General features: G+C 59.2%; 20 protein-coding genes, 2 tRNA genes and 1 pseudogene. 16 read left to right on the top strand and 7 right to left on the bottom strand.

Going from position 1 to position 22068, the window contains the following annotated elements:
- Positions 1-284 precede the first annotated feature (284 nt).
- Positions 285-1946 (bottom strand): OFA family MFS transporter, encoded by a 1662-nt coding sequence (locus GYA94_RS00340; protein ID WP_047150101.1) that lies wholly within the window; start codon positions 1944-1946, stop codon positions 285-287.
- A gap of 252 nt (positions 1947-2198) precedes the next feature.
- Between GYA94_RS00340 and GYA94_RS00335 the strand changes: the two genes are divergently transcribed.
- The 4 genes from GYA94_RS00335 to GYA94_RS00320 all read left to right on the top strand — a co-directional run bounded on the left by GYA94_RS00335 (position 2199) and on the right by GYA94_RS00320 (position 5944).
- Positions 2199-4445, top strand: coding sequence for an AsmA family protein (locus tag GYA94_RS00335; RefSeq protein WP_161891597.1), 2247 nt, complete (start codon positions 2199-2201; stop codon positions 4443-4445).
- Complete coding sequence (mutY, locus tag GYA94_RS00330) at positions 4442-5506, top strand: A/G-specific adenine glycosylase (protein ID WP_009682877.1); 1065 nt, start codon at positions 4442-4444, stop codon at positions 5504-5506. The genes GYA94_RS00335 and mutY overlap by 4 nt, the downstream gene beginning before the upstream one ends.
- Positions 5506-5778, top strand: a complete 273-nt coding sequence (locus GYA94_RS00325; protein ID WP_009682876.1) for an oxidative damage protection protein — start codon at positions 5506-5508, stop codon at positions 5776-5778. Before mutY ends, GYA94_RS00325 begins: the two co-directional genes overlap by 1 nt.
- Positions 5779-5868: 90 nt before the next feature.
- Positions 5869-5944, top strand: a tRNA-Phe gene (locus GYA94_RS00320).
- A gap of 135 nt (positions 5945-6079) precedes the next feature.
- Here the strand turns inward: GYA94_RS00320 and GYA94_RS00315 are convergent.
- A complete protein-coding gene (locus tag GYA94_RS00315; protein ID WP_029887656.1) occupies positions 6080-6382 on the bottom strand; it encodes an addiction module antidote protein in 303 nt (100 codons plus the stop codon).
- A 9-nt stretch (positions 6383-6391) separates the two neighbouring features.
- A pseudogene (locus GYA94_RS00310) lies at positions 6392-6646 on the bottom strand (type II toxin-antitoxin system RelE/ParE family toxin); the annotation flags it as partial.
- Positions 6647-6848: 202 nt separating this feature from the next.
- Here GYA94_RS00310 and GYA94_RS00305 point away from each other — a divergent pair.
- On the top strand, positions 6849-7289 hold the full coding sequence (locus GYA94_RS00305) for a hypothetical protein (protein WP_009682874.1): 441 nt from the start codon (positions 6849-6851) through the stop codon (positions 7287-7289).
- A 277-nt stretch (positions 7290-7566) separates the two neighbouring features.
- Here GYA94_RS00305 and gabP read toward each other — a convergent pair whose 3' ends face one another.
- Positions 7567-8952 (bottom strand): GABA permease, encoded by a 1386-nt coding sequence (gene gabP / locus GYA94_RS00300; protein ID WP_029887657.1) that lies wholly within the window; start codon positions 8950-8952, stop codon positions 7567-7569.
- Between the two features lie 641 nt (positions 8953-9593).
- Between gabP and GYA94_RS00295 the strand changes: the two genes are divergently transcribed.
- The 5 genes from GYA94_RS00295 (at position 9594) to GYA94_RS00275 (ending at position 13901) form a co-directional block, all read left to right on the top strand.
- Positions 9594-10367, top strand: coding sequence for an ABC transporter ATP-binding protein (locus GYA94_RS00295; RefSeq protein ID WP_009682872.1), 774 nt, complete (start codon positions 9594-9596; stop codon positions 10365-10367).
- 11 nt (positions 10368-10378) lie between these two features.
- Entirely contained in the window at positions 10379-11131 is a 753-nt protein-coding gene (locus GYA94_RS00290) for an ABC transporter substrate-binding protein (protein ID WP_110678165.1), read from the top strand.
- A gap of 54 nt (positions 11132-11185) precedes the next feature.
- Complete coding sequence (locus tag GYA94_RS00285; protein ID WP_009682870.1) at positions 11186-11878, top strand: ABC transporter permease; 693 nt, start codon at positions 11186-11188, stop codon at positions 11876-11878.
- Positions 11878-12567 carry an ABC transporter permease gene (locus tag GYA94_RS00280; RefSeq protein ID WP_161891596.1) on the top strand — a complete coding sequence of 230 codons (690 nt, stop codon included), beginning with the start codon at positions 11878-11880 and terminating at the stop codon, positions 12565-12567. The genes GYA94_RS00285 and GYA94_RS00280 overlap by 1 nt, the downstream gene beginning before the upstream one ends.
- A gap of 128 nt (positions 12568-12695) precedes the next feature.
- Positions 12696-13901, top strand: coding sequence for a methyltransferase (locus GYA94_RS00275; protein ID WP_110678167.1), 1206 nt, complete (start codon positions 12696-12698; stop codon positions 13899-13901).
- A gap of 230 nt (positions 13902-14131) precedes the next feature.
- Here the strand turns inward: GYA94_RS00275 and GYA94_RS00270 are convergent, their stop codons facing one another.
- A complete protein-coding gene (locus GYA94_RS00270; RefSeq protein WP_161891595.1) occupies positions 14132-14407 on the bottom strand; it encodes a DUF3077 domain-containing protein in 276 nt (91 codons plus the stop codon).
- A gap of 500 nt (positions 14408-14907) precedes the next feature.
- On the opposite strand from GYA94_RS00270, the gene GYA94_RS00265 reads away from it, so the two are divergent.
- The 6 genes from GYA94_RS00265 to GYA94_RS00240 all read left to right on the top strand — a co-directional run bounded on the left by GYA94_RS00265 (position 14908) and on the right by GYA94_RS00240 (position 19064).
- The gene (locus GYA94_RS00265; protein ID WP_009682865.1) at positions 14908-15156 is read left to right on the top strand and encodes a hypothetical protein; all 249 of its coding nucleotides are present in this window, start codon (positions 14908-14910) and stop codon (positions 15154-15156) included.
- A 98-nt stretch (positions 15157-15254) separates the two neighbouring features.
- Positions 15255-15330, top strand: a tRNA-Thr gene (locus GYA94_RS00260).
- A gap of 112 nt (positions 15331-15442) precedes the next feature.
- Entirely contained in the window at positions 15443-15970 is a 528-nt protein-coding gene (locus GYA94_RS00255; protein ID WP_161891594.1) for a hypothetical protein, read from the top strand.
- 652 nt (positions 15971-16622) lie between these two features.
- On the top strand, positions 16623-17426 hold the full coding sequence (locus GYA94_RS00250) for a TIGR04255 family protein (protein WP_161891593.1): 804 nt from the start codon (positions 16623-16625) through the stop codon (positions 17424-17426).
- Positions 17426-18169 (top strand): hypothetical protein, encoded by a 744-nt coding sequence (locus GYA94_RS00245; RefSeq protein ID WP_161891592.1) that lies wholly within the window; start codon positions 17426-17428, stop codon positions 18167-18169. Before GYA94_RS00250 ends, GYA94_RS00245 begins: the two co-directional genes overlap by 1 nt.
- Positions 18162-19064, top strand: coding sequence for a hypothetical protein (locus tag GYA94_RS00240; RefSeq protein ID WP_161891591.1), 903 nt, complete (start codon positions 18162-18164; stop codon positions 19062-19064). Before GYA94_RS00245 ends, GYA94_RS00240 begins: the two co-directional genes overlap by 8 nt.
- A gap of 93 nt (positions 19065-19157) precedes the next feature.
- Here the strand turns inward: GYA94_RS00240 and GYA94_RS00235 are convergent, their stop codons facing one another.
- Together GYA94_RS00235 and GYA94_RS00230 are read right to left on the bottom strand one after the other, a co-directional pair.
- Positions 19158-20198, bottom strand: coding sequence for a phage portal protein (locus GYA94_RS00235; RefSeq protein WP_161891590.1), 1041 nt, complete (start codon positions 20196-20198; stop codon positions 19158-19160).
- Positions 20195-21955, bottom strand: a complete 1761-nt coding sequence (locus GYA94_RS00230) for a terminase ATPase subunit family protein (RefSeq protein WP_161891589.1) — start codon at positions 21953-21955, stop codon at positions 20195-20197. Before GYA94_RS00230 ends, GYA94_RS00235 begins: the two co-directional genes overlap by 4 nt.
- Positions 21956-22068: the final 113 nt, after the last annotated feature.

Raw genomic sequence — 22068 nt, 5'->3', positions numbered from 1 at the left:
GCAGCTGGGCGCGCGGCGCTCGCTCTAACAGGCGCTGCATACCTTGTGGCAAACACCTGTCAGCCCTGATGCGATCCCTGTGGGAGATTCTATGGTTCCTGGCAAGGGTAGCCGCAGCATCTTCAGCGCCTGTGAGATCGAGCGCCGCGCGGGCGGCGCTCGCTCTAACAGGCGCTGCATACCTTGTGGCAAACACCTGTCAGCCCTGATGCGATCCCCGTGGGAGCTGGCTTGCCGGCGATAGGGCCGGTACAGCCGGCAAATTCAGCCGGCTGTATCACTCATCAATGGAACAGTACCGCCGTCTTCTGCAGGGTAATCCACACCCCCCAGGCCAACGGCACAACCACCACTGCCCAGGCCAGCAGCACCAGCGGCAGGCTACCCGGCGCGGCTTTCCACTCCAGCGAACGCGCGCCATCGGCGCCCTTGTCATGGCTCAACGCCCGCTCGGCCGCCAGCTCGGCATCGCTCATGAAGTGCTTGTCGGCAACCGGCCGCACCAGCATGTTGCAGATAAAGCCCAGCACCAGCAGCCCGGCAAGGATATACAGCGTCATGTCATAGGCTGCCGCGCGTTCTACCCCGGCTGCCAGCTGCGACTCGCGCAGGTAGGTGATCAGCACTGGCCCCAGCACACCTGCAGCCGCCCAGGCGGTCAGCAGGCGCCCATGAATGGCACCGACCATCTGCGTACCGAACAAGTCGGCCAGGTACGCCGGCACCGTGGCGAAGCCACCGCCATACATCGACAGGATGATGCAGAACGCCGCCACGAACAGCGCCACATTGCCCAGGTGGCCCATGTTCGGCACCAGGCTGTACAAGCCCACGCCCAGGGCGAAGAAAGCGAAGTAGGTGTTCTTGCGCCCGATGTAGTCGGAGAACGATGCCCAGAAGAACCGGCCACCGATGTTGAACAGGCTCAGCAGGCCGGTGAAGCCGGCGGCGATCGCGGCGATCTGCGCCAGTTGCGCGGCGTTCAGCTCGCTGAAGGTGAGCTCGTTGCCCAGCAGCTTGCCAGCGAACACTTCCTGCAGCAGCGGCGAAGCCATGCCGATGATACCGATGCCGGCAGACACGTTCAGGCACAGCACCAGCCAGATCAGCGCAAATTGCGGGGTTTTCCACGCCACGCTGACGTGCACATGGCGGTCGGTGACCATGGTGTTGCCGGCTTTTTTCAGCGGCGCAGTCCAGCCTTCAGGCTTCCAGCCGGTGGGCGGCACGCGGTAGGCCAGGGCGCCGGCAGTCATGAACACGAAGTAGATCGCCGCCATGGCAACGAAGCTCTGCCACACCCCCACTTCCTGCGCGTTGCCAAAGTGGCCCATCAGTGCGGTGGCCAGTGGCGCACCGACCATGGCGCCGCCGCCAAAGCCCATGATGGCCATGCCGGTGGCCATGCCGCGCTTGTCCGGGAACCATTTGATCAGGGTCGATACCGGCGAGATATACCCCAGCCCCAGGCCGATACCGCCGATCACCCCGGAACCCAGCCACATCAGCCACAGTTGGTGGGTTTTGACCCCAATGGCCGAAATCAGCATGCCGCCACACCAGCACAGCGCCGATACCAGGCCAGCCTTGCGTGGGCCGGCGTGCTCCAGCCAGCCACCCAGCACGGCCGCCGAGCAGCCCAGGAAGACGAAGAACAGGGTGTAGATCCAGCTCAGCATGGAAATCGGCCAGTCGCATTCGGCGCTGAACAGGCGGGCCACGAAGCCCATGTCGGCCGCGCACGCCACTGGGGCGGTGATACCCAGGGCTTGCGACAGTGGCAGCCAGAACACTGAGAAGCCATAGGCCATGCCGATACACAGGTGAATGGCCAGGGCAGCTGGCGGAACCAGCCAACGGTTGAAGCCCGGGCGGGCGATGATGCGCTCCTTCGACAGGAAGCCTGGCGTACTCGCCGGGGCGCCCGTCGTGACGGTACTGGTCATGAACGTGATCCTTTTCTTATAGGGTGAGGGCAGGCAAAGCGGCGCAAGGTTAGCAGGATCGAGTCGCGTGAAAGCAATCTGATATCGTGTTTTTTTTGCTTGGCTGAATCGATCATGTCCCCCTTTTAAAGACGTACTACCGACTAAAAGCGTAGGAAATATCCTGCATCTCTGGTCGAATACGCAGGGATATGCATGGCGGCGCTATACTCAGCCGCTTGAATTTCAAAATCGGACTACAAGGATTCGCCCATGAAAGCGTTCGGCAAAATCCTGGGACTGGGGCTTCTCGGGTTGCTGCTGATCATCGTGGCGCTGGGCTTCGCCCTGACCCACCTATTCGATCCCAACGACTATAAAGACGAGATTCGCCAACTGGCACGCGACAAGGCACATGTCGAACTGACCCTCAACGGTGATATCGGCTGGAGCCTGTTCCCATGGCTGGGCCTGGAGCTGCACGAGGCCAGCATCGCCACCTTGGCCAAACCCAACGAGCCGTTCGCCGACCTGCAGATGCTCGGCTTGTCGGTACGGGTACTGCCGCTGCTGCGCCGCGAGGTGCAAATGAGCGACGTGCGCGTCGAGGGCCTGAACCTGACCCTGGCCCGTGACGAACAAGGCCATGGCAACTGGGAAGACATTGGCAAACCGCTGCCTGCGCAGCCTGGCACTACCACCGACGCACCGGCCCAGGCCCCCTCCGAGCAGAAACCCGCGGCCGCCGACGGCAACGAACGCCCTGTCAAGCTGGACATCGACAGCCTGACCGTCAACAACGCCCGGGTGCAGTACACCGACGCCAAGACCGGCCAGAGCTACAGCGCTGAAAGCATCCAGCTGAGCACCGGCCCCGTGCATGAAGGCGCGAACATCCCACTCAAGGCCAGTGCTTTTGTCAGTGCCAACCAGCCGAATATCAAAGCCCGCACCGAGCTGGCCGGCGAACTGCGTTTCGACCGCAAGCTCAAGCGCTACAACTTCGAGGACATGCGCCTGTCGGGCGAAACTTCGGGTGAACCGACCGGCGGCAAAACGGTGGCCTTCGTTGCCCAGGGCCAGTTGCTGGTCGACATGGCCGCCAACGTCGCCTCCTGGAACGGCCTGAAAGTCTCGGCCAACCAACTGCGCGCCCTGGGTGAACTGAACCTGCGCGACCTGGACAAGACCCCCCAGTTGAGCGGCGGCCTGTCCATTGCCCAGTTCGACCTGCGCACCTTCCTGGACGGCATCGGCCACCCGCTGCCGGCAACCAACGACCCGGCAGCCTTCGGCAAGCTGGAGCTGGTGACCCGCCTGCAAGGCACACCCAGCAGCCTGAGCCTGGATGACCTGGCAGTGAAGCTGGACGACAGCACGTTCAGCGGGCGCGTAGCCATCGAAGACTTCGCCAGGCAAGCCCTGCGCCTGCAGCTTAAAGGCGACAGCTTCGACGCCGACCGCTACCTGCCGGCCAAGAGCGAACAAGCCAAAGGCGCCACGGCTGCGCGCCAGGCCGAGGTCAAGCAACAGGAAGCCAGCGCGGTTGCCGGTGCCGGCACCACACCGCTGCCCAACGCACCGACCCAGGTGGCCTGGAGCGATGACAAGCTGCTGCCGGTCGACCGCCTGCGTACCCTGGACCTGCAGGCCGAGCTGGCCTTTGGCTCGCTGACCCTGGACAAACTGCCGATCGTCGACGCCCAGCTCAAGGCCAGCGGCCAGGGCGGCCTGCTGACCCTGCAAACCCTGCGCGGTGGCCTGTACAACGGCACCTTCGACGCCAAGGGTACGGTCGATGTGCGCCCTGCCGTGCCACAGCTGGGGGTCAGCACCCGCATCCAACGGGTGCCGGTGGAGCACTTCATCAAGGCCGACGGCAAGGAGCAGGCACCACCGGTCAAGGGCCTGCTGACCCTGACCAGTGATCTGACCGCCACCGGCAACAGCCAGAAGGCACTGGTAGACACGCTCAATGGCAGTGCAAACTTCACCATCAACGACGGTGTGCTGGTCAATGCCAACCTTGAGCAGCAACTGTGCCAGGCCATCGCCACCCTCAACCGCAAAACCCTCACCGGCGAGCCACGCGGCAAGGACACCCCGTTCCAGGAACTGCGTGGCAGCCTGGTGGTGCGCAATGGCGTTGCCAGCAACCCGGACCTCAAGGCACGCATCCCGGGCCTGACCGTGAACGGCCATGGCGACCTCGACCTGCGTGTACTGGGTATGGACTACAACATCGGCGTGATCGTCGAAGGCGACCAGCGTGCCATGCCGGACCCTGCCTGCCAGGTCAACGAGCGCTATGTGGGGGTTGAAGTACCGCTGCATTGCCGCGGCCCGCTGGAGCTGGGCGCCAAGGCCTGCCGCCTGGACCAGAACGGCCTGGGCAAGGTCGCAGCCAAGCTGGCCGGTGACCGCCTCAAAGACAAGATCGACGAAAAGCTCGATGAAAAACTCGGAGACAAAGTGAGCCCGGAATTGAAAGACGCGCTCAAGGGGCTGTTCAAGCGATGACCCCAGAGCAGTTCTCCAGCGCTGTGCTGGACTGGTACGACGAACACGGCCGCCACGACCTGCCCTGGCAACAGGGCATAACCCCGTACCGGGTGTGGGTGTCGGAAATCATGTTGCAGCAAACCCAGGTCAGCACCGTACTGAACTACTTCGACCGTTTCATGCAGGCGCTGCCGACCGTGCAGGCGCTGGCCGAAGCGCCCGAAGACGAAGTGCTGCACCTGTGGACCGGGCTGGGTTACTACACCCGCGCCCGCAACCTGCAAAAAGCCGCGAAGATCGTCGTGGCGCAACATGGTGGCGAGTTCCCGCGCAGTGTCGAGCAGCTCACCGAGCTGCCCGGTATCGGCCGCTCCACGGCCGGTGCCATCGCCAGCATCAGCATGGGCATTCGCGCGCCGATCCTCGACGGCAACGTCAAGCGCGTGCTGGCCCGCTTCACCGCCCAGGGCGGCTACCCGGGCGAACCGAAGGTGGCAAACCAGCTGTGGGCCACGGCCGAGCGTTTTACCCCGCAGCAGCGCGCCAACCACTACACCCAGGCCATGATGGACATGGGTGCCACGCTGTGCACGCGCAGCAAGCCCAGTTGCCTGATCTGCCCGCTGCAACGTGGCTGCGAAGCCCACCTGCACGGTGAAGAAACCCGCTACCCCGAACCCAAACCGCGCAAGGCGCTGCCACAGCGCCGCACGCTGATGCCACTGCTGGCCAACCACGAGGGCGCCATTCTGCTTTATCGGCGCCCGTCCAGCGGCCTGTGGGGTGGCTTGTGGAGCCTGCCAGAGCTGGACGACATCGCCCAACTCGACGACCTGGCCTACCAGCACGGTTTGCGCCTGGCCGGCAGCCAGGCCATGGATGGCCTGACCCACACCTTCAGCCACTTCCAGCTGGCGATCGAGCCCTGGCTGGTGCGTGTCGCGCCGCTTGGCGAGCACGTGGCCGAGGCTGACTGGCTCTGGTATAACCTCGCCACCCCGCCGCGCCTGGGCCTTGCCGCCCCGGTGAAAAAACTGCTTAAGCGCGCGGCCGACGAACTGATTGCAGGAGATGCCTGATGACCCGCACCGTGATGTGCCGCAAATACCAAGAAGAACTGCCAGGCCTGGAACGCCCGCCCTACCCCGGCGCCAAGGGCCAGGACATCTTCGAACACATCTCGCAGAAAGCCTGGGCCGACTGGCAGAAACACCAGACCATGCTGATCAACGAGAAGCGCCTGAACATGATGAACGCCGAGGACCGCAAATTCCTCCAGGCTGAAATGGACAAGTTTTTCGCCGGTGAGGAATACGCCCAGGCGGAAGGCTACGTGCCACCCTCGGAATGACCCCACGAACCGTAAGCGACGGAATTAATTTAAAATTTTTTGAAAAAGTCGTTGACGGCCCGGGAGAAAATCTATTTAATTCACCTCGTCGCCCAGATAGCTCAGTCGGTAGAGCAGAGGATTGAAAATCCTCGTGTCGGCGGTTCGACTCCGTCTCTGGGCACCACCTTCAAGCTTCTGGTGGTTGCAAAGTTACCCGAAGCGACAACAAGAAACCCGCCAAGTGCGGGTTTTTTGTTGTCTGCGGTTTTTGCTCAAGCTTTGGCAGCTAAAGCATTTCGCCGTCAAGGCCCCATAAGCTTTACCCCACTGAGCGTGGCAGCACTTCGGCATGGAGCCGAACGCCAAGCGCCGCCATTACCTTCATGATGGTCGCCAGGCTCGGATTACCTTCAGCAGACAAGGCCTTGTACAACCCTTCCCGCGTGAGCCCAGTATCACGTGCCAACTGAGCCATACCACGAGCGCGAGCGATATCACCCAAGGCAGCAGCGAGCAGTGCAGGGTCGTTTTCCTCCAGACAGGCCTCAAGGTACAAGGCCATGTCCTCTTCAGTTTTCAAATGGTCCACAGCGTCCCATTTGGTCAGTTTGATGTTTGTCATGATGGTCTCCTAGAGGTCACGAGCCAGCTTGAGCGCAGATTTGATATCCCTGGCTTGGCTAGATTTGTCGCCACCTGCCAGAAGGATGATCACTTCATAACCTCGCTGAACGAAATACACCCGATAGCCCGGACCATAATCGACCCGAAGCTCGGACACCCCCTCAGCAACTGGCTTACAGTCACCCTTCACTCCGAGCTCCAACCGCCGCAACCGGGCGTTTATGCGAGCTTTCGCCCGCGGATCCCGCAGTGCTACGAACCACCTTCAGTAGGTTTCGGTCTGGATTAATGTATGCATGAAGGAAATGTAAACCACAGTTCACACTACAGACAATGTGTAGCTGTTTCAAACTGTTTGTGCAGTGGGTCCTGCCCTGCCCCCTCCAGCAGCTGCACTTGGGTTTCCTGGGCAACTGCGCTTCAATACGCGCACCTACCGAACACACCCAAGGATTCAAGCCCTCATGGCCACCCCTACCAAGCAACAAAAACGCGCCAAGCGTGCCGCCAGCAAGGCCAAGCAGAACCGCATGGTACGCAGCGGGCAGGCGGTCAAGGCCAGTGCCGGTGACAGCGCCAGCGTCGAGCAGGTGTACAACAAGGCGATGGAGTCGGGCAGCTACGACGCCATGTTCACCAAAATGAAGGAAGCACAGGAGAGCGGCGGCCTGGTGCCGATGATTTCGGTATTCCTGGTAGACCCGCTTCTGGCGCTGGTTCTCAAGGGGCACAAGGAAGAACACGCCACCGACTATATCGTGCTGGTGTTCACCGCCTACCGCGCGTGGCTCGACGGCGCCGATGAAGAGGCGACCATGGCCTGGCTGGAGAGCGATGAGTTCCAGGCGGCCTATGTAGCGGCCTCCGAGCTGGTGGCCAAGCAGCAGCAAAAACAGTTTGGTTGATAGGGTCATGTAGCCTGTACCGGCCTCTTCGCGGGCATGCCCGCGAAAGGCCGCTTCCGAGCCGGTGGCCAAGCAGCAGCAAAAACAGTTTGGTTGACAGGGCCATGTCGCCTGTACCGGCCTCTTCGCGGGCTCGCCCGCTCCCACAGGTCAAGCACAAGCCCGAGGGCAACGCCGCCCCTGTGGGAGCGGGCATGCCCGCAAAAGGGCCGGCACAGGCAACAAAAAAGGCCGCGCCCCTCTCAGGACGCGGCCTTTTCAGTGCAGCCAGCGTGGATTAGTTATCCAGCGCCACCCGCCCGGCAGCTTCACGCTTGCGGTGCACCAGCAAGCCAGCCGCCACCACACCAATGCTCAGCAGCGCCGTTGCGATAATCTCGGCACGGTGGTCCTCGCGCAGGGCCATCACCACCAGAATCGCCACGATGAAGGCAATGGTCGCCCAGGTCAGGCCCGGGAACAGCCACATCTTGAAGGTGATCTTCTCACCACGGGCCTCACGCTGTGCGCGCATGCGCAGTTGCGACACGGCAATCACCAAGTACACCAGCAGCGCAATCGCACCCGAACTTGCCAGCAGGAACTCGAACACCTGGGCCGGGGCCACGAAGTTGGCGAACACGCACAGGAACGCCGCAGCCGTGGACAGCAATACCGCCACATGCGGGGTAGCGGCCTTGGTGGTGCGCTGGGCAACAGCCGGGGCATCACCGCGCTTGCTCAACGAGAACAGCATGCGCGAAGAGGTGTACAGCGCCGAGTTCAGGCAACTGGTCACCGCAACCAGCACCACGATGTCGACGATCAACTTGGCATTCGGCACGCCGATGCGGCTGAGCACGGTCTGGTAGGAACCGGTTTCGGCCAGCGCCGGGTCGTTCCACGGCACCAGAGCCACCACCAGGAAGATCGAAACCAGGTAGAACAGGCAGATACGCCAGATCACCGAATTGGTCGCGCGGCTGATCTGCTTGCCCGGGTCTTTCGATTCGGCAGCGGCGATAGTGACGATTTCCGTACCCATGAACGAGAACATGGTGGTGAGCATGGCCGCCAGCACCGCACCCAGGCCGTTCGGCATGAAGCCTTGGGTATCGAACAGGTGGCTGGCACCGCTGACCTGGCTATTGGGCACAAAGCCGAACATGGCCGCGCAACCCACAGCAATGAAGCCGATGATGGCCAGCACTTTCAACAGGGCGAACCAGAACTCGAACTCACCATAGTTCTTTACGCTGCACAGGTTGGTCAGGGTCAGCGCCAGGGTGATGACCAGGGAGAACGCCCACAGGTCTACGGCAGGGAACCAGGCATGCAGAATGGCCGCAGCGGCGTTGGCCTCAAGCGGGATCACCAGCACCCAGAACCACCAGTACAGCCAGCCAATGGTGAAGCCGGCCCAGCGCCCGATGGCACGGTCGGCATAAGTAGAGAACGAACCGGTGTCAGGCGAGGCGACCGCCATTTCACCCAGCATGCGCATTACCAGCACCACCAGCGTACCGGCGGCGGCATAGGCCAGCAGCACGGCCGGGCCGGCGGCCGCGATGGCGTGGCCAGAGCCTACGAACAGGCCGGCACCGATGACGCCAGCGATGGACAGCATGGTCACATGCCGTTGTTTGAGCCCCTGAGCGAGGTCATTGGAATTGTTACCGCTCATTGAAACTACCTTTGTAAGGAGTGGACCACTGCGACTGCGGTTACGGAGCGCGCCTGGGGTTGGACTAGGCGTCGCTGCAATCGGCGGTTTCCTGCTGGCAATAAGCGCGCCAGGTGCGCACTGCATTCGTCAGAATGCTCGCAGGGCCTTGCACGGCGTGGTTTGGAGGGCATTCGGCCAGTAAGTGACCAAAAGGCCGTTAACAAGGCAGATTACTGAAATACCCACTTACAAACGCACCAAAGGTGCCCCTCGGTAACACCCGTGCACCGCTGCAATGCAAAAAAGTGCAACCCACAGGTACAACCAGGAATGCCGGATGGGTCTTCGCGGTCAAACCCGTGACTGCGAGGAGCGCGCAACCTGGAACGTCGGGTTTACCGGCGAATGGTCTAAAACCGCTTCCATGAGCTGCCCAAAGCTGGCACCATCGCGCCTTTTTTCATCAAGGCACTGGTGCTGGGCGACACCTTCGCAGACATCTGCGCGACGTTACGCTGTAGCGATGCGACAAACTGCCCCACCAGCGCCCACAGTCCCCGGCGACCCTGTTGGCCGTCATAATGCCGCTATGCTAGCTTGGCGCACGCCAGGAAGGCCGCCAACAGCTGGGAACGCACCCGTACACATGAGGACCGCACATGGCTCAGGCCACGCCCGCGCTGGAAATCCGCAATCTGCACAAACGCTACGGCGAGCAGGAAATTCTCAAGGGTATTTCGCTGACCGCTCGCGACGGTGACGTGATCTCCATCCTGGGGTCGTCAGGCTCCGGCAAGTCCACCCTGCTGCGCTGCATCAACCTGCTCGAAAACCCGCACCAGGGCGAAATCCTGGTCGCTGGCGAAAGCCTCAAGCTCAAGGCCGCCAAAAACGGCGACCTGATCGCCGCCGACAACCGCCAGATCAACCGCCTGCGCAGCGAAATCGGCTTTGTCTTCCAGAACTTCAACCTGTGGCCGCACATGTCGATCCTCGACAACATCATCGAGGCGCCACGCCGTGTACTCGGCCAAAGCAAGGCAGAGGCTGTAGAAGCCGCCGAAGCGCTGCTGAACAAGGTCGGCATCTACGACAAACGCCACAGCTACCCCGCCCAGCTTTCCGGTGGCCAGCAACAGCGCGCCGCCATTGCCCGTACCCTGGCCATGAAGCCCAAGGTCATCCTGTTCGACGAGCCAACCTCGGCGCTCGATCCGGAAATGGTCCAGGAAGTGCTTAACGTTATCCGCGCACTGGCCGAAGAAGGCCGTACCATGCTGCTGGTGACGCACGAGATGAGCTTCGCCCGCCATGTGTCCAGTGAAGTCGTCTTCCTGCACCAGGGCCTGGTAGAAGAACAGGGATCGCCGCAACAGGTCTTCGAAAACCCGACCTCGGCGCGTTGCAAGCAATTCATGTCCAGCCACCGCTAATGGAGCAATACATGCACACCTACAAGAAGTTTCTCCTGGCAGCTGCTGCCACGCTGGTGATGTCGGCGAACGCCATGGCCGCAGAAAAACTGCGCATGGGTATCGAAGCCGCCTACCCACCGTTCAACAACAAGGATGCCAGCGGTAATGTGGTCGGCTTCGACAAGGACATCGGCGACGCCCTGTGCGCCAAGATGAAGGTCGAGTGCTCGGTCGAGACCTCCGACTGGGACGGTATCATTCCGGCCCTCAACGCCAAGAAGTTCGACTTCCTGGTGTCGTCGTTGTCGATTACCGACGAGCGCAAGCAGGCTGTCGACTTCACCGACCCGTACTACTCCAACAAGCTGCAGTTCATCGCACCGAAGAACGTCGACTTCAAGACCGACGAGGCCTCGCTCAAGGGCAAAGTCATCGGCACCCAGCGCGCCACCCTGGCCGGCACCTACCTTGAAGACAACTACCCGGGCGTAGACGTCAAACTCTACGACACCCAGGAAAACGCCTACCTGGACCTGGTGTCCGGCCGCATCGACGGCATCCTGGCCGACAAGTACGTGCAGTACGAGTGGCTGAAAAGCAAAGACGGCTCCAACTTCGAGTTCAAGGGCGAGCCGGTCATGGACAGCGACAAGATCGGCATTGCCGTGCGCAAGGGTGACACCCAGCTGCGCGACAACCTGAACAAGGCCCTGGCAGAAATCAAGGCCGACGGCACGTACAAGAAGATCAACGACAAGTACTTCCCGTTCAGCATCGAATGATCCGCCCTGACCTGCGCGCCCCCGCGGCGCGCAAGTCCCTAGAATGACCTGCCCATGAATATCGACCTGCACGGATTCGGTCCGGCCATGATGGCCGGCACCCTGATGACCGTAAAACTGGCGCTATGCGCCTTGCTGCTGGGCCTGGTTTTGGGCCTGCTTGGCGCCCTGGCCAAGACCTCTTCGATCAAGCCGCTGCAATGGCTTGGCGGTTTCTACTCGACCCTGGTGCGCGGCGTGCCCGAGCTGCTGTGGGTACTGCTTATCTATTTCGGCACCGTCGGGCTGATGAACACCCTCGGCGAAGCCCTGAACATGCCGGGCCTTGAGCTCAGCGCCTTCGCTGCGGGGGTGATTGCCCTGGGCCTGTGCTTCGGCGCCTACGCCACCGAAGTGTTCCGCGGGGCGATCCTGGCGATCCCCAAGGGCCACCGTGAAGCCGGCCTGGCGCTGGGCCTGTCCAAGGGCCGCATCCTGTCGCGGATCATTCTGCCGCAGATGTGGCGCATCGCCCTGCCCGGCCTGGGCAACCTGTTCATGATCCTGATGAAAGACACTGCCCTGGTGTCGGTGATCGGCCTGGAAGAAATCATGCGCCACGCGCAAATCGGCGTGACCGTGACCAAGGCACCGTTCACCTTCTACATGGTCGCGGCCTGCATCTACCTGAGCTTGACGGTCATCGCCATGACCGGCATGTACTTCCTGGAAAAACGCGCCGCTCGCGGCTTTGCGAGGGCCGAATAATGAACTGGGAAGTCATCTTCAAATGGCTGCCACGCCTGGCTGAAGGCGCCGTGCTGACCTTGGAGCTGGTGGCCATTGCGGTGGTTGCCGGGTTGATCCTGGCCATCCCCCTGGGCATTGCCCGTTCCTCGCGCCGCTGGTATGTGCGCGCCGTGCCGTTCAGCTATATCTTCTTCTTCCGTGGCACGCCGCTGCTGGTACAGCTGTTCCTGGTGTACTACGGCCTGGCGCAGTTCGATGCCGTGCGCTCCAACGCGCTGTGGCCGTACCTGCGCGATCCGTTCTGGTGCACGGTGCTGACCATGACCCTGCACACGGCGGCCTACATTGCCGAGATCCTGCGTGGCGCCCTGCAATCGATACCCAAGGGCGAGATCGAGGCGGCACGGGCGCTGGGCATGTCGCGGGGCAAAACGCTGTTCTACATCATGCTGCCGCGCGCTGCGCGCATCGGCCTGCCGGCGTACAGCAACGAAGTGATCCTGATGCTCAAGGCCAGTGCCCTGGCCAGTACCGTGACCCTGCTGGAACTGACCGGCATGGCCCGCACCATCATCGCGCGCACCTACCTGCCAGTGGAGATTTTCTTCGCGGCCGGGGTGTTCTACCTGGCGATCTCGTTCTTGCTGGTGCAGGGCTTCAAGCTGCTGGAGCGCTGGCTGCGCGTGGATGCCAGCCAGGGCCGTTGATCGCTCACCGACTGCTTCGCGGGCACGCCCGCTCCCACAAGGTATAGCGCCATATTCAAGGCTGGCGCTGTACTTGTGGGAGCGGGCGTGCCCGCGAAGAGGCCCTTAAAACCTACACACATCTACCCATGGCCAACTACCTCCACAGCGACCAGCTAAGCACCCGCTTCCAGGCCCTCGACCAGTTCCTGATCGAGCACCAACAGCTGTGGAAACCGCGCCCCTTCACCACCCTGCAACTGGACTGGGAAACCACCCACCCCGAGCTCGCCGCCCACTTGCGCAAGTCCTCCTTGGCAGATGCAGAACACCCCGACGCTGCCGATGTGTTGCCGGCCCCGTTCCCGCAACTGGCCCGGCAAGCCGAACAGCTATCCGCCCTGGGCAACCTCCCGGCAACTGACCTGCCCCCCGCCGCCCACCGCTTGGACGTAGCGGTCCCCGGCCGCAAGTGGCAGCAGATCGAAGCCTTCGCCAGCCACCTGGCCTTCCGCAACCAGCCCCGCCACTGGCTGGACTGGTGCTCGGGCAAAGGCCACCTCGGCCGCCGCCTGCTGCAACCCGGCCAGCAACTGACCTGCCTGGAATACGATGCCGAGCTGGTCGCCGCTGGCCAAGCCCTGAGTGCGCACCATCACCTGCCAGCCATGCACGTACACCAGGACGTGATGGCCGGCGACAGCGCCCGCCACCTTGATGGTGCAAAAAGCGTGGTTGCCCTGCACGCCTGTGGCGACCTGCATTTACGCCTGTTGCAGCTGGCCAGCCAGCAAGGTTGTCGGCAACTGGCCGTGGCGCCGTGCTGCTACAACCGGATCGCGCAGCAGCAGTACCAGGCGTTATCCACAGCCGCGCAAGCCTCCCGCCTGCAACTGTCGCTGGACGACCTTGGCCTGCCCCTGAGCGAAACCGTGACAGCCGGCGCCCGCGTGCGGCGCCAGCGCGACGCCTCCATGGCCCGCCGCCTCGGTTTCGACTTGCTGCAACGCCAGCAACGGCAACATGACGAATACCTGCCCACACCTTCCCTGCCTGTGGCCTGGCTGGAGAAGCCCTTCGAGCACTACTGCCGTGACCTGGCGCAGCTCAAAAACCTGCCGCTAAGCGGCAACCCTGATTGGGCAGCGCTGGAAGCCGCAGGCTGGCAACGCCTGGCCGAGGTACGCAACCTGGAGCGGGTGCGTAACCTGTTCCGCCGGCCGTTGGAGCTGTGGCTGGTGCTCGATCGCGCCCTCTTCCTGAAAGAGCAGGGTTTCGACGTGCGGCTGGGGCTTTTCTGCGACTATCCACTGACCCCACGCAACCTGTTGATCCTTGCTGAACGCGACCGTTAGCCGCAGCACAACCTGTGGATAACTCTGTGAACAAGCTTGTGATTACCTGTTGGAGCCAAGCGCTATTTCAAACGCTTGGCTTATTCCGCCGCGCACCTGCAGCCCAGCAAAAACAGGCATTTGCGCAAAGACAGGCGGTGTTGCGATGCGGCATGGCTTTCGCTAAAGCTGCGAATGCCACTTGTGCATAAACATTTCTTGTGGTTAGCACAGAGAGCGTTTGCGGGGCCCTAGTGCGCCTTGTTCTTGGCGATCTCGATATCGTTCATCAGCGCCTTGGCCATGTCGCACAGGTAATCGGCAGCACCCAGGAATTTATGGTCGTCTTCCATATCGCCCTCACGGACCAAGTGCTTGATGTAGCCCATCAGGATGGAGACATGCTCATAGGCGGCATCGACCGGGATACCGGGCTCGACGCGGAGCAGATTGAGGGAGGGGTTGCCGGCGGGGAGGAAGGCTTCTACGCCTGCGGTGGTGATGGGGTCAGTAATTTCTTTCTTCATGGCAAAACCTTATTCGGGGAAAAGGGACTGCCAAAAATCTTTCTCACGGATTTCAGGTGGCAGCCGTACGCGGGGTGAGAAACCGGTCGAATAAGGAAGCCCGGCCAGACCGAAGTCTGCCCACGTACGGCCGCCATAAAGGGGTAGCGCATTATTCGAAGCAGGGTTCTCACACCCGGTCGCCTGAGCGACCCGGAAACGTTATCCGTGAGCCATTTTCCCGACAACAGCGATACTTCGGCGGCGCGCGTAGGATACGTCTGAAGCCTACAGATCCTGAAGCCTTCAGGTCCCAGGTTCAGAATTTTCGTACCTGCAGGCTAATCGATAAGTGTAGGAGCGGGTTCACCCGCGAAGAGGCCCTCCCAGGCAACCCCATGCTAAACCCACCCTCATCGGTGTATCATCCGCGCCCCAAATCATTAAAAAGTGAATCGCGCGCTGCCCAGCGGCCCTGCGATCTTCTGGCATTGCGCCAGATTCGACATTGGACCCACCCCATGCCACTAACCAAGCCCCTCGCCCTGCTCAGCTTCGCCCTGGCCCTGACGGCCTGCTCCCAACACCCAGCGTCGCACCCCAGCGACAACCTGGGCTGGAACCACCCCGGCATGCAGCTGGGCGGTGACAACGGCCTGCCCATGCGCACCGAAAGCCCCTGCCGCAAGCGCGGCTGCGACAACGACAAGCTGTTTTTCAACCCAGGTAAAAGCGAGCCAAGCGTCACCACCCTGCACCGCGGCTGGTAAGAAATTTCTTCTTTTAGGTCGGTGACTTAGCTCTTTTACGAACAATCGCAACGAAGTGGTTTACAGGCGCCAACCGATCGCTATAATGACGCCCCATTGCCGGTATAGCTCAGATGGTAGAGCAACTGACTTGTAATCAGTAGGTCCCGGGTTCGATTCCTGGTGCCGGCACCATAAAAATCAAGGGCTTGCAGCGATGCAGGCCCTTTTTTATGTGGCTTACGTAACAACCAGCGTAACAAGATGGCATAGCATTACCTTTCCAGCAGTGCAGGATGACTCAGCGATGGCAGGTAAAGAGGTCGAAGCTCCAGACTCCATTTTTTCCAAGAGGAACGGAGAGCTCTTCAAAAAGCATTTTCCTTCTGGGACTGATGAGGAGACCGCGGTGCTGAAAGGCCATCTCCTGGTTGAGTCCATGCTGAGAGACTTCTGCATGAACTCTGTTCCCAATCCTGCCCACCTGAAAGGGGCACGGCTGACGTTCAAGCAGATTACGCTGCTGGCAAGATCCTTGTGCAATCTGCCGGTACCGGGGCTCGAGTACATCTGGACGCTGGTATCGAAGCTGAACCAGCTCCGAAATTTGATGGCGCATGAGCTGGAACCAGATCAGGCGAAGAAAGACAGCCTCTGTAGCAGTCTGATCAAGACGGTAAATGAGCATAAGGGCAATTCCGAATACAGCTGCAACAGCCTTGAGAATGCGATCTGCTACATGTGCGACCTGCTGGATGCTTATCTGCAGATAGGTTTGGCGATTGAGCGTCCTGAATTCAAGCAGCCTGGACAGCAAGAGATCGAGTCAGAGTGAGTACGTGCTCATCAGGAGAAGGTAAAGCGTCATCCTCGACCACCCTTCCCTAGAGCGGGACCGCCGTTTGATGTTGACCCATCGGAAAAGGGTTAGGTCGGTTAGGTTTCATGCGAACAGGCTGCATCCCTCTCCATTTCTGGCCTCCAGAAGACCTCTAAAAGTTAGGTTTTGGTTAAGAAGTAGTAATTTCCTTACCTTTAACCATCGTCAGCTTCCAAAAAATAAATCCCTTTAAAATCAGGAACTTGAGAATAAATAACCTCAATCCTAACCCTTCCTAACCATCAAAAGTTAGCGACCAAGCCCAGTAAATCCGGGCTTCTGAGATCCCCAAGCCCCCTCCTCACGAGAACTTACCTTTTTCCGGCGGCTCCCCCAGATTCACAGAGCCCAATCCCCGTTCGCCACAGAAAACCTTGCCGCTGCAGGGATTCGCAGAACGCCGGCACCCCTCACCACCTGCCCAATCCCAGTTACTGGGCGGCTTGGCCCTGGCTGCAGGGGCGCAGAAATTCCAACACGTTTAGCCCGCAGGCGTGGCGGGGGGACGAGGGCGCGCGCCGGGACGCGACTGAAGAGGGTCACCATTTGTTTACTTTCGTGTATAGTTTGCATGGTAGGAATCCCCTTTATTTTCGGATCCAATCCAATGACGAAACGCACCGGCATCCTGTCTAAGTCGCCCTTAAAATACGTCCTCGCATCTGTACGCTTTGCGCCGTGGCCTTTAGTGGCCAAGAAAATGGATGAAATTCAAGACGAGCTGCGAGACGTGCTTCCGTTGATGCATCACATCAAAATGGAGGCGCCTGAAGGGCAGCAACAGGGGGCCGGGCAGACTCATGAAGCATGGATGTTGGCGGATGCCGATAAGGATTACTGTGTCCAGTTCTCGAAAGATCAAATAATATTTTTCACCACCACATACAGTAGTTATCAAGATTTCGCCGCAAAGAATAGTCGCGCCCTTAAAGTGCTCTATAAGTACATGAATTTTATAGATGTGCATAACGCTGGGGTTAGATACTTAGATCACATCAAGCCAAAGATTGGTGAGACGAAGTCTCAATATATTTCCGAGCGATATCTTTCTCCCACAGCCGAAGACTTATCAGCTGTCGGGGGGCATGTAATGTCCATATATAAATTTGGCGCACACAACCTTAGAGTTAACGTCTTGGCGCTTCCAGGCGCGTTTCCAATCCCACAAGAGATGGTGTCAATACCTCTAATATTGAATGGACCTGAAAAACAGTTTGAAGTTTCCCCTCTAGGGGCTGAGGAATTTATCGTAGACATGGACGCCGTGGCTATGTATGAAAATCCTAAACGTGTGAAACAAGAAGAGCTCGAACAAGTACTTAATGATCTTCACAATCTAGCAAACAAATTTTTCAGGCAAGCTGATATTTTTACTGAGCACGCGTTCAACGTTTGGAAAGGAGAATCCTAATGTTTGCCGCCGACGCAGTTGCAGCGCCATCTATTCAAGCACCCTTATATGGTTGCAAGGCAGGCCGATCATACTCTTCATCTGCGGCCTATATTGCGAAAGCCAGGTCTAGGTTTTTAGTTGGCGACACACAAAGAACCTTCATTGATAGTGAACCTTTTCAAACTAAAATTGGTGCTATCTTTGAAAACAGCTTGCCTCAAGACGTAACTGGATTGCTTCGCAAGACTCCAGCACTTATTATTACAGTGGACGGCAGCCCTACCGAGCTCACCAGAAACATAATTTCTGTAGCAAATACAGCTTCTAAAGAGGAAAGACCCGCAGCTATTTCCTTCAAAAATCAAATTGAATTTATTCAGTCTGAGCTTGGACTCTCAATCACCCAACTCGCCCAGCTGTTTGGTGTGACTCGTAAGTCTGTATATGATTGGCTTGATAACGCCGCACCAAGGGCGAATATCTCCAATCGAATGGAACTTATCTCAACATTAGTCAGACGCAATAATTCGAAGCTAGATCTGAAGCGTTTGAAAGGGGTCTGGCTGATGACTTTAGATGGCCGTTCCTTTCTTGACGTGATTCTCGATGATGCTCTAGATTATGACTCGCGTATGGCCGCTGCTATCGCGAAGCTGGATGAACTAGCCCCTCGACTTGGAGAAGGGCTTCCTAAATTGGGCAAAACCTACGTAGGTAATGCACACGCTAGTGACGTGGAGCGAGTAGCAGATCTTGGCTGAGAATGACGAGGCATTGGTTGAAGCAATTAAAAGGGCAGGATGGTGGCAAGGCTCCATTTTGCCTGCTTCCCGCTTTGACGATGACGTACAAGAGGATGTGGAGCCTACTTGGTGGGTAATCACTTCGCAAACTTGCAACCTTTACAATCTTGACTTTGAAAGAATTCCTGTCTTCGAAATGGTAGCCGCCAAGAAGATTGATATCATTGATATTGATCCGGCCGTTTCGAAAGGAAACAACCCAAGAATCTTGCACACTAAGGCTGAAGGGTCCGGCGAAACGGTCGCGTTTGAAATTGATATTCAGAAGCGAACTTGGATCAGTCGAAGGAAACTAGCAGACCTAGGGCAACCCGCGTACGAAATTTGTGATACTAATCGAGAAACCGCTGACTGGCTGAATAATCAATGGCTTGATAATTTTGCGGGCTGGCTCTCCAGAAGCTACACACGCGTAACGCTCCCAGATGACTTCAACGACATATTGAAACTCAGCAAAATCCAGTCATCTCTTGATAGCAAGCTGCGTAGCAATGGACTATATGGAATTTACTTCTCTCTCAGTTCAGCAGCAGAAGACGAATGGACAGGGGTGTTGGGGCTGATGCCTGCACCTTATTTCCTTGAGGTTCTCTTGGTCTCTGACGAAACCGTTGACCCTGCGCCTTTTGTACAAAAACTCAAGGGACAGTTATTCGAAAGTAAGATCACCGTCAAGATTGGTGAAAAAGAGCTAAACGGCAGTAGAGCGGAAATTGCTAAAAGCCTTGGCTTGACTATTGTATCCGCAGGGATAACGGGGAAGACCGTTGCCGACACTAATTTGTTAGAGATCAAATCGATGATCAGGTATACGCTCAACGACTACCTGTCTAGAGCCGGCGCGGAACATTAAAAAATTCTGACACTTAGACGGAACCCCACACATCACTGTGACGGCTACTATTAGGCAGCCATCACAGTTTTTTTCAAAAGGATGCAATTAAGCTTATTGTTGGATGAAGCGAACAACCTCGTCCCCTAGCCACTCGTTTACTTGTTGCAATCGTGTTTTGATTGGGTCGAGCTCGTTTTGCACCCACACTTCCGTTGCTTCTTTAATCGAGCCAAACCCTCCAGCATTTTGCGGCACTATACCCATCAGTTGTGGTGGTATGCGAAGAGCGGCCAGCAGGTCGTCGCGGCTAATGTTCTTGATCGCGCCGAAGTCGTCCTTCGCCGCCACCTCGCTGATCGGCAGCAACTGGATACCATCTTTCTTGCCACCTGGTGCGTACATGAACAGGTTGCGGAAGTTGCCCGGCCCTTTGCTGCTCCTCATAGCGTCCCGCAGGTCGTCGACAAACTTCTCGTTATGGGCCGGGTCGGTCATATACAGGATGAAGCCCGCATGGCTACCGTTCTGGTAGTACTTGCGCCGGAACAGGGTCGCGCTCTCGTTGAGCAGCGCGCTCTGTAAGGCAGCCATCCACTCGGGCAGACCGTAGATTTCCTGGTTGATGTCGGCCTCCCGCAGGTGGCAGACGGTGCCCATTTTGAATTCGTGCTCGTCCTTCCACCCCCGTACCTGGTAGTAAGTGTTCAGGTCGGTACCGCGGCGCATGTATTTGGCCAGGCAGGGCTGCAACCCCATCGCCCGGCCGAGCATGTTGTCGTGTTTTTCTAGGTAGAGGTTGCCGCACCAACCCCAGTCCATGACGATCTGCTCGAAGGCCTGCCGGCCCAGCAGTTTGTGGGGGATAAAGCTGCGGACCAGCATGTTCCGCTTGAAGGTGAGCCCAGACTGCAGATATACGCTCGCCCTAGTCGAGCGCGCCAGGCTGTCCAGGTTGACGGGCGGCTCGTACCAACGACCATTCGACCAGGCTTCCAGGTAGTCCAGGATCTCCCGCCCATCCAGTACCGGAACCGGATCGCCGAACGTGAAGGACGCGGCCTGTCCGCTATCTCCCTTGGCAATCAGCTCGCCTTGGGCGGCCTGCTGCACCAGGTCGCTGCGGTTAGTCCGGGTCTTGTGAGACTTGCTCATTGATAGATCTCCATGATGCCGGTGTTTGCCACGGTTTGGCCCTCAAGCGGCTCGTTGTGCAGTGCGTGGAAGAGCGCCCAGGCCAGGTCAGCGTGACCGGTGGTGTCGTTACGCCCTGCCGTGTAGGTGAACTGGCGACCGCCAGGTGTGATGGTTTTGCGGATGGCCATGAGTGACTGAGCGAGATCGGTCCAGCCAGCGTCGAACTCCAGCCGGCCGTTGGTGATGACGTCCCAGGCTTTCATGACCAGGCGCGTCTTGACCTCGGGGTTGTAGGTGAAGGTGCGCACCCCAGGGAAGAACTGGCGCACCAGCTGGGCTACGGCACTACCCATACCTGTCGTATCGATGCCGATGTAGGTGACCCAATAGCGCTGCGTTACCTTGCGGATCGTCTCGGCCTGACTGGCGAAGTCCATCCCGCGGAACTGGTGCCGCTCTAGTACACGGAATTTCCCTCCAGGCACCATGGGGGGCGCCACCACTATCAGGCCGGCTGTATCACCCGTTTCCGCGGGGTCGTAGCCCACCCATACCTGCCGATCAGCGAAGGGCCGAGCAGCGAAGGGCTTGTAATCGGCCCACTCGGTCCAGCTGTCGACCATGCACGGCTGCAGCACGGCCAGCGGGAAAATGCTCGCACCGTCGTCGACGAACTCGCACATGAGCAAGTTCTGGAATGCTGCCGCGTCGTACTCCAATCGCAGCTCGTCTAGGTCGAATAGGTCGCAGCCCCGCTCCTCGGCGTCCAGAATCGTGACGATCTGCCGCCAAATCCGATCCTCGCACAGCCGGCCCATCTGCAGCGCGTTATGGCCAACATCCAACTTGATGTGCTGGGCAGTCGGTTTGCCCTTGTTAAAACGCTCACCCGTCCAGAAACTGTAGGCCTCGTGCGCCATTGAGCTGGGGGTCGAGAAGTAGGTCCTGCGGTACTGCTTCTGCATCGCCATGCCCGAGGCGACCTTGTTGAGTTCCTTGAACTTGAAGGTCCAGAAGAATTCGTCAAAGTAGAAGTTGCCGTGGTAGCCCTGGGCGGTTCGAGCGTTGGTACCGAGGAAATGCAGTTCGGCGCCGTTGGCCAGGATGATCGGGTCGCCGGCCAGCTCGACACCGATGGTGTCGCGGGCGAATGCCTGAATGTAGGCCTTGAAGATATGCGCCTGGGCCTTGCTGGCCGACAGGAAAATCTGGTTGCGCCCGGTCGTGAGTGCATCGATCAAGGCTTCCCGGGCAAAGTAGAAGGTTGCGCCGATCTGCCGCGATTTGAGTATCGCCCTGGTGCGCTGGTTGCCAGCTCGGTACCAATCCTTCTGATAATCGAAACAACCATCCAGGAACGCCTCAAGCAGCTTCTCGACCTGCTCCTCATCTATCTCGTTACGCTTGGGCTTTCGCTTCGGTCCTTCGTTGCGCTTGGCCAGCTCCGGGTTGAGGTCTGTTTCGGTACCGCCACTCTTGTACCGCTCGATGCGCGCTTGGCGCTCCAGCTGGCGGTGCAGAAGGTCGATTTCCTTGAAATCCGTGCCGGTCTTCGGGTCCTTCAGCAGCAACTGGACCAACCGCGCTTCAGTCGCCGCCTGGATGCGCTCCAGTGGTGTGGCCCGGTCCCACTCGTCACGGGCTTTCCAGCTGTGCAGCGTTTTCTCTTTCTCGCCGATCAGCTCGGCGATCTCGCACACGCGATAGCCCTGCCAGTACAGATGCTTGGCATGGCGGCGGTGATCGGTTGGCAGTTCACATGTGGTGGCGTTCATGGCGCCGATGCTGCCGCCCGCGCGCGTGATCCCCTATCTCGGGGGGCTGTATGTCCCTGTCCTACAAGTCCAGTGCATTGCCCGCGCCACGCGCGATGCCGACCATGCCCTCA

The sequence above is a fragment of the Pseudomonas juntendi genome (assembly GCF_009932375.1).
In the GTDB taxonomy this organism is placed as follows: Bacteria; Pseudomonadota; Gammaproteobacteria; order Pseudomonadales; family Pseudomonadaceae; genus Aquipseudomonas; species Aquipseudomonas juntendi.
The sequence above is the reverse complement of the archived record's forward strand: the minus strand, read 5'-3'. Positions and strand labels throughout refer to the sequence as shown.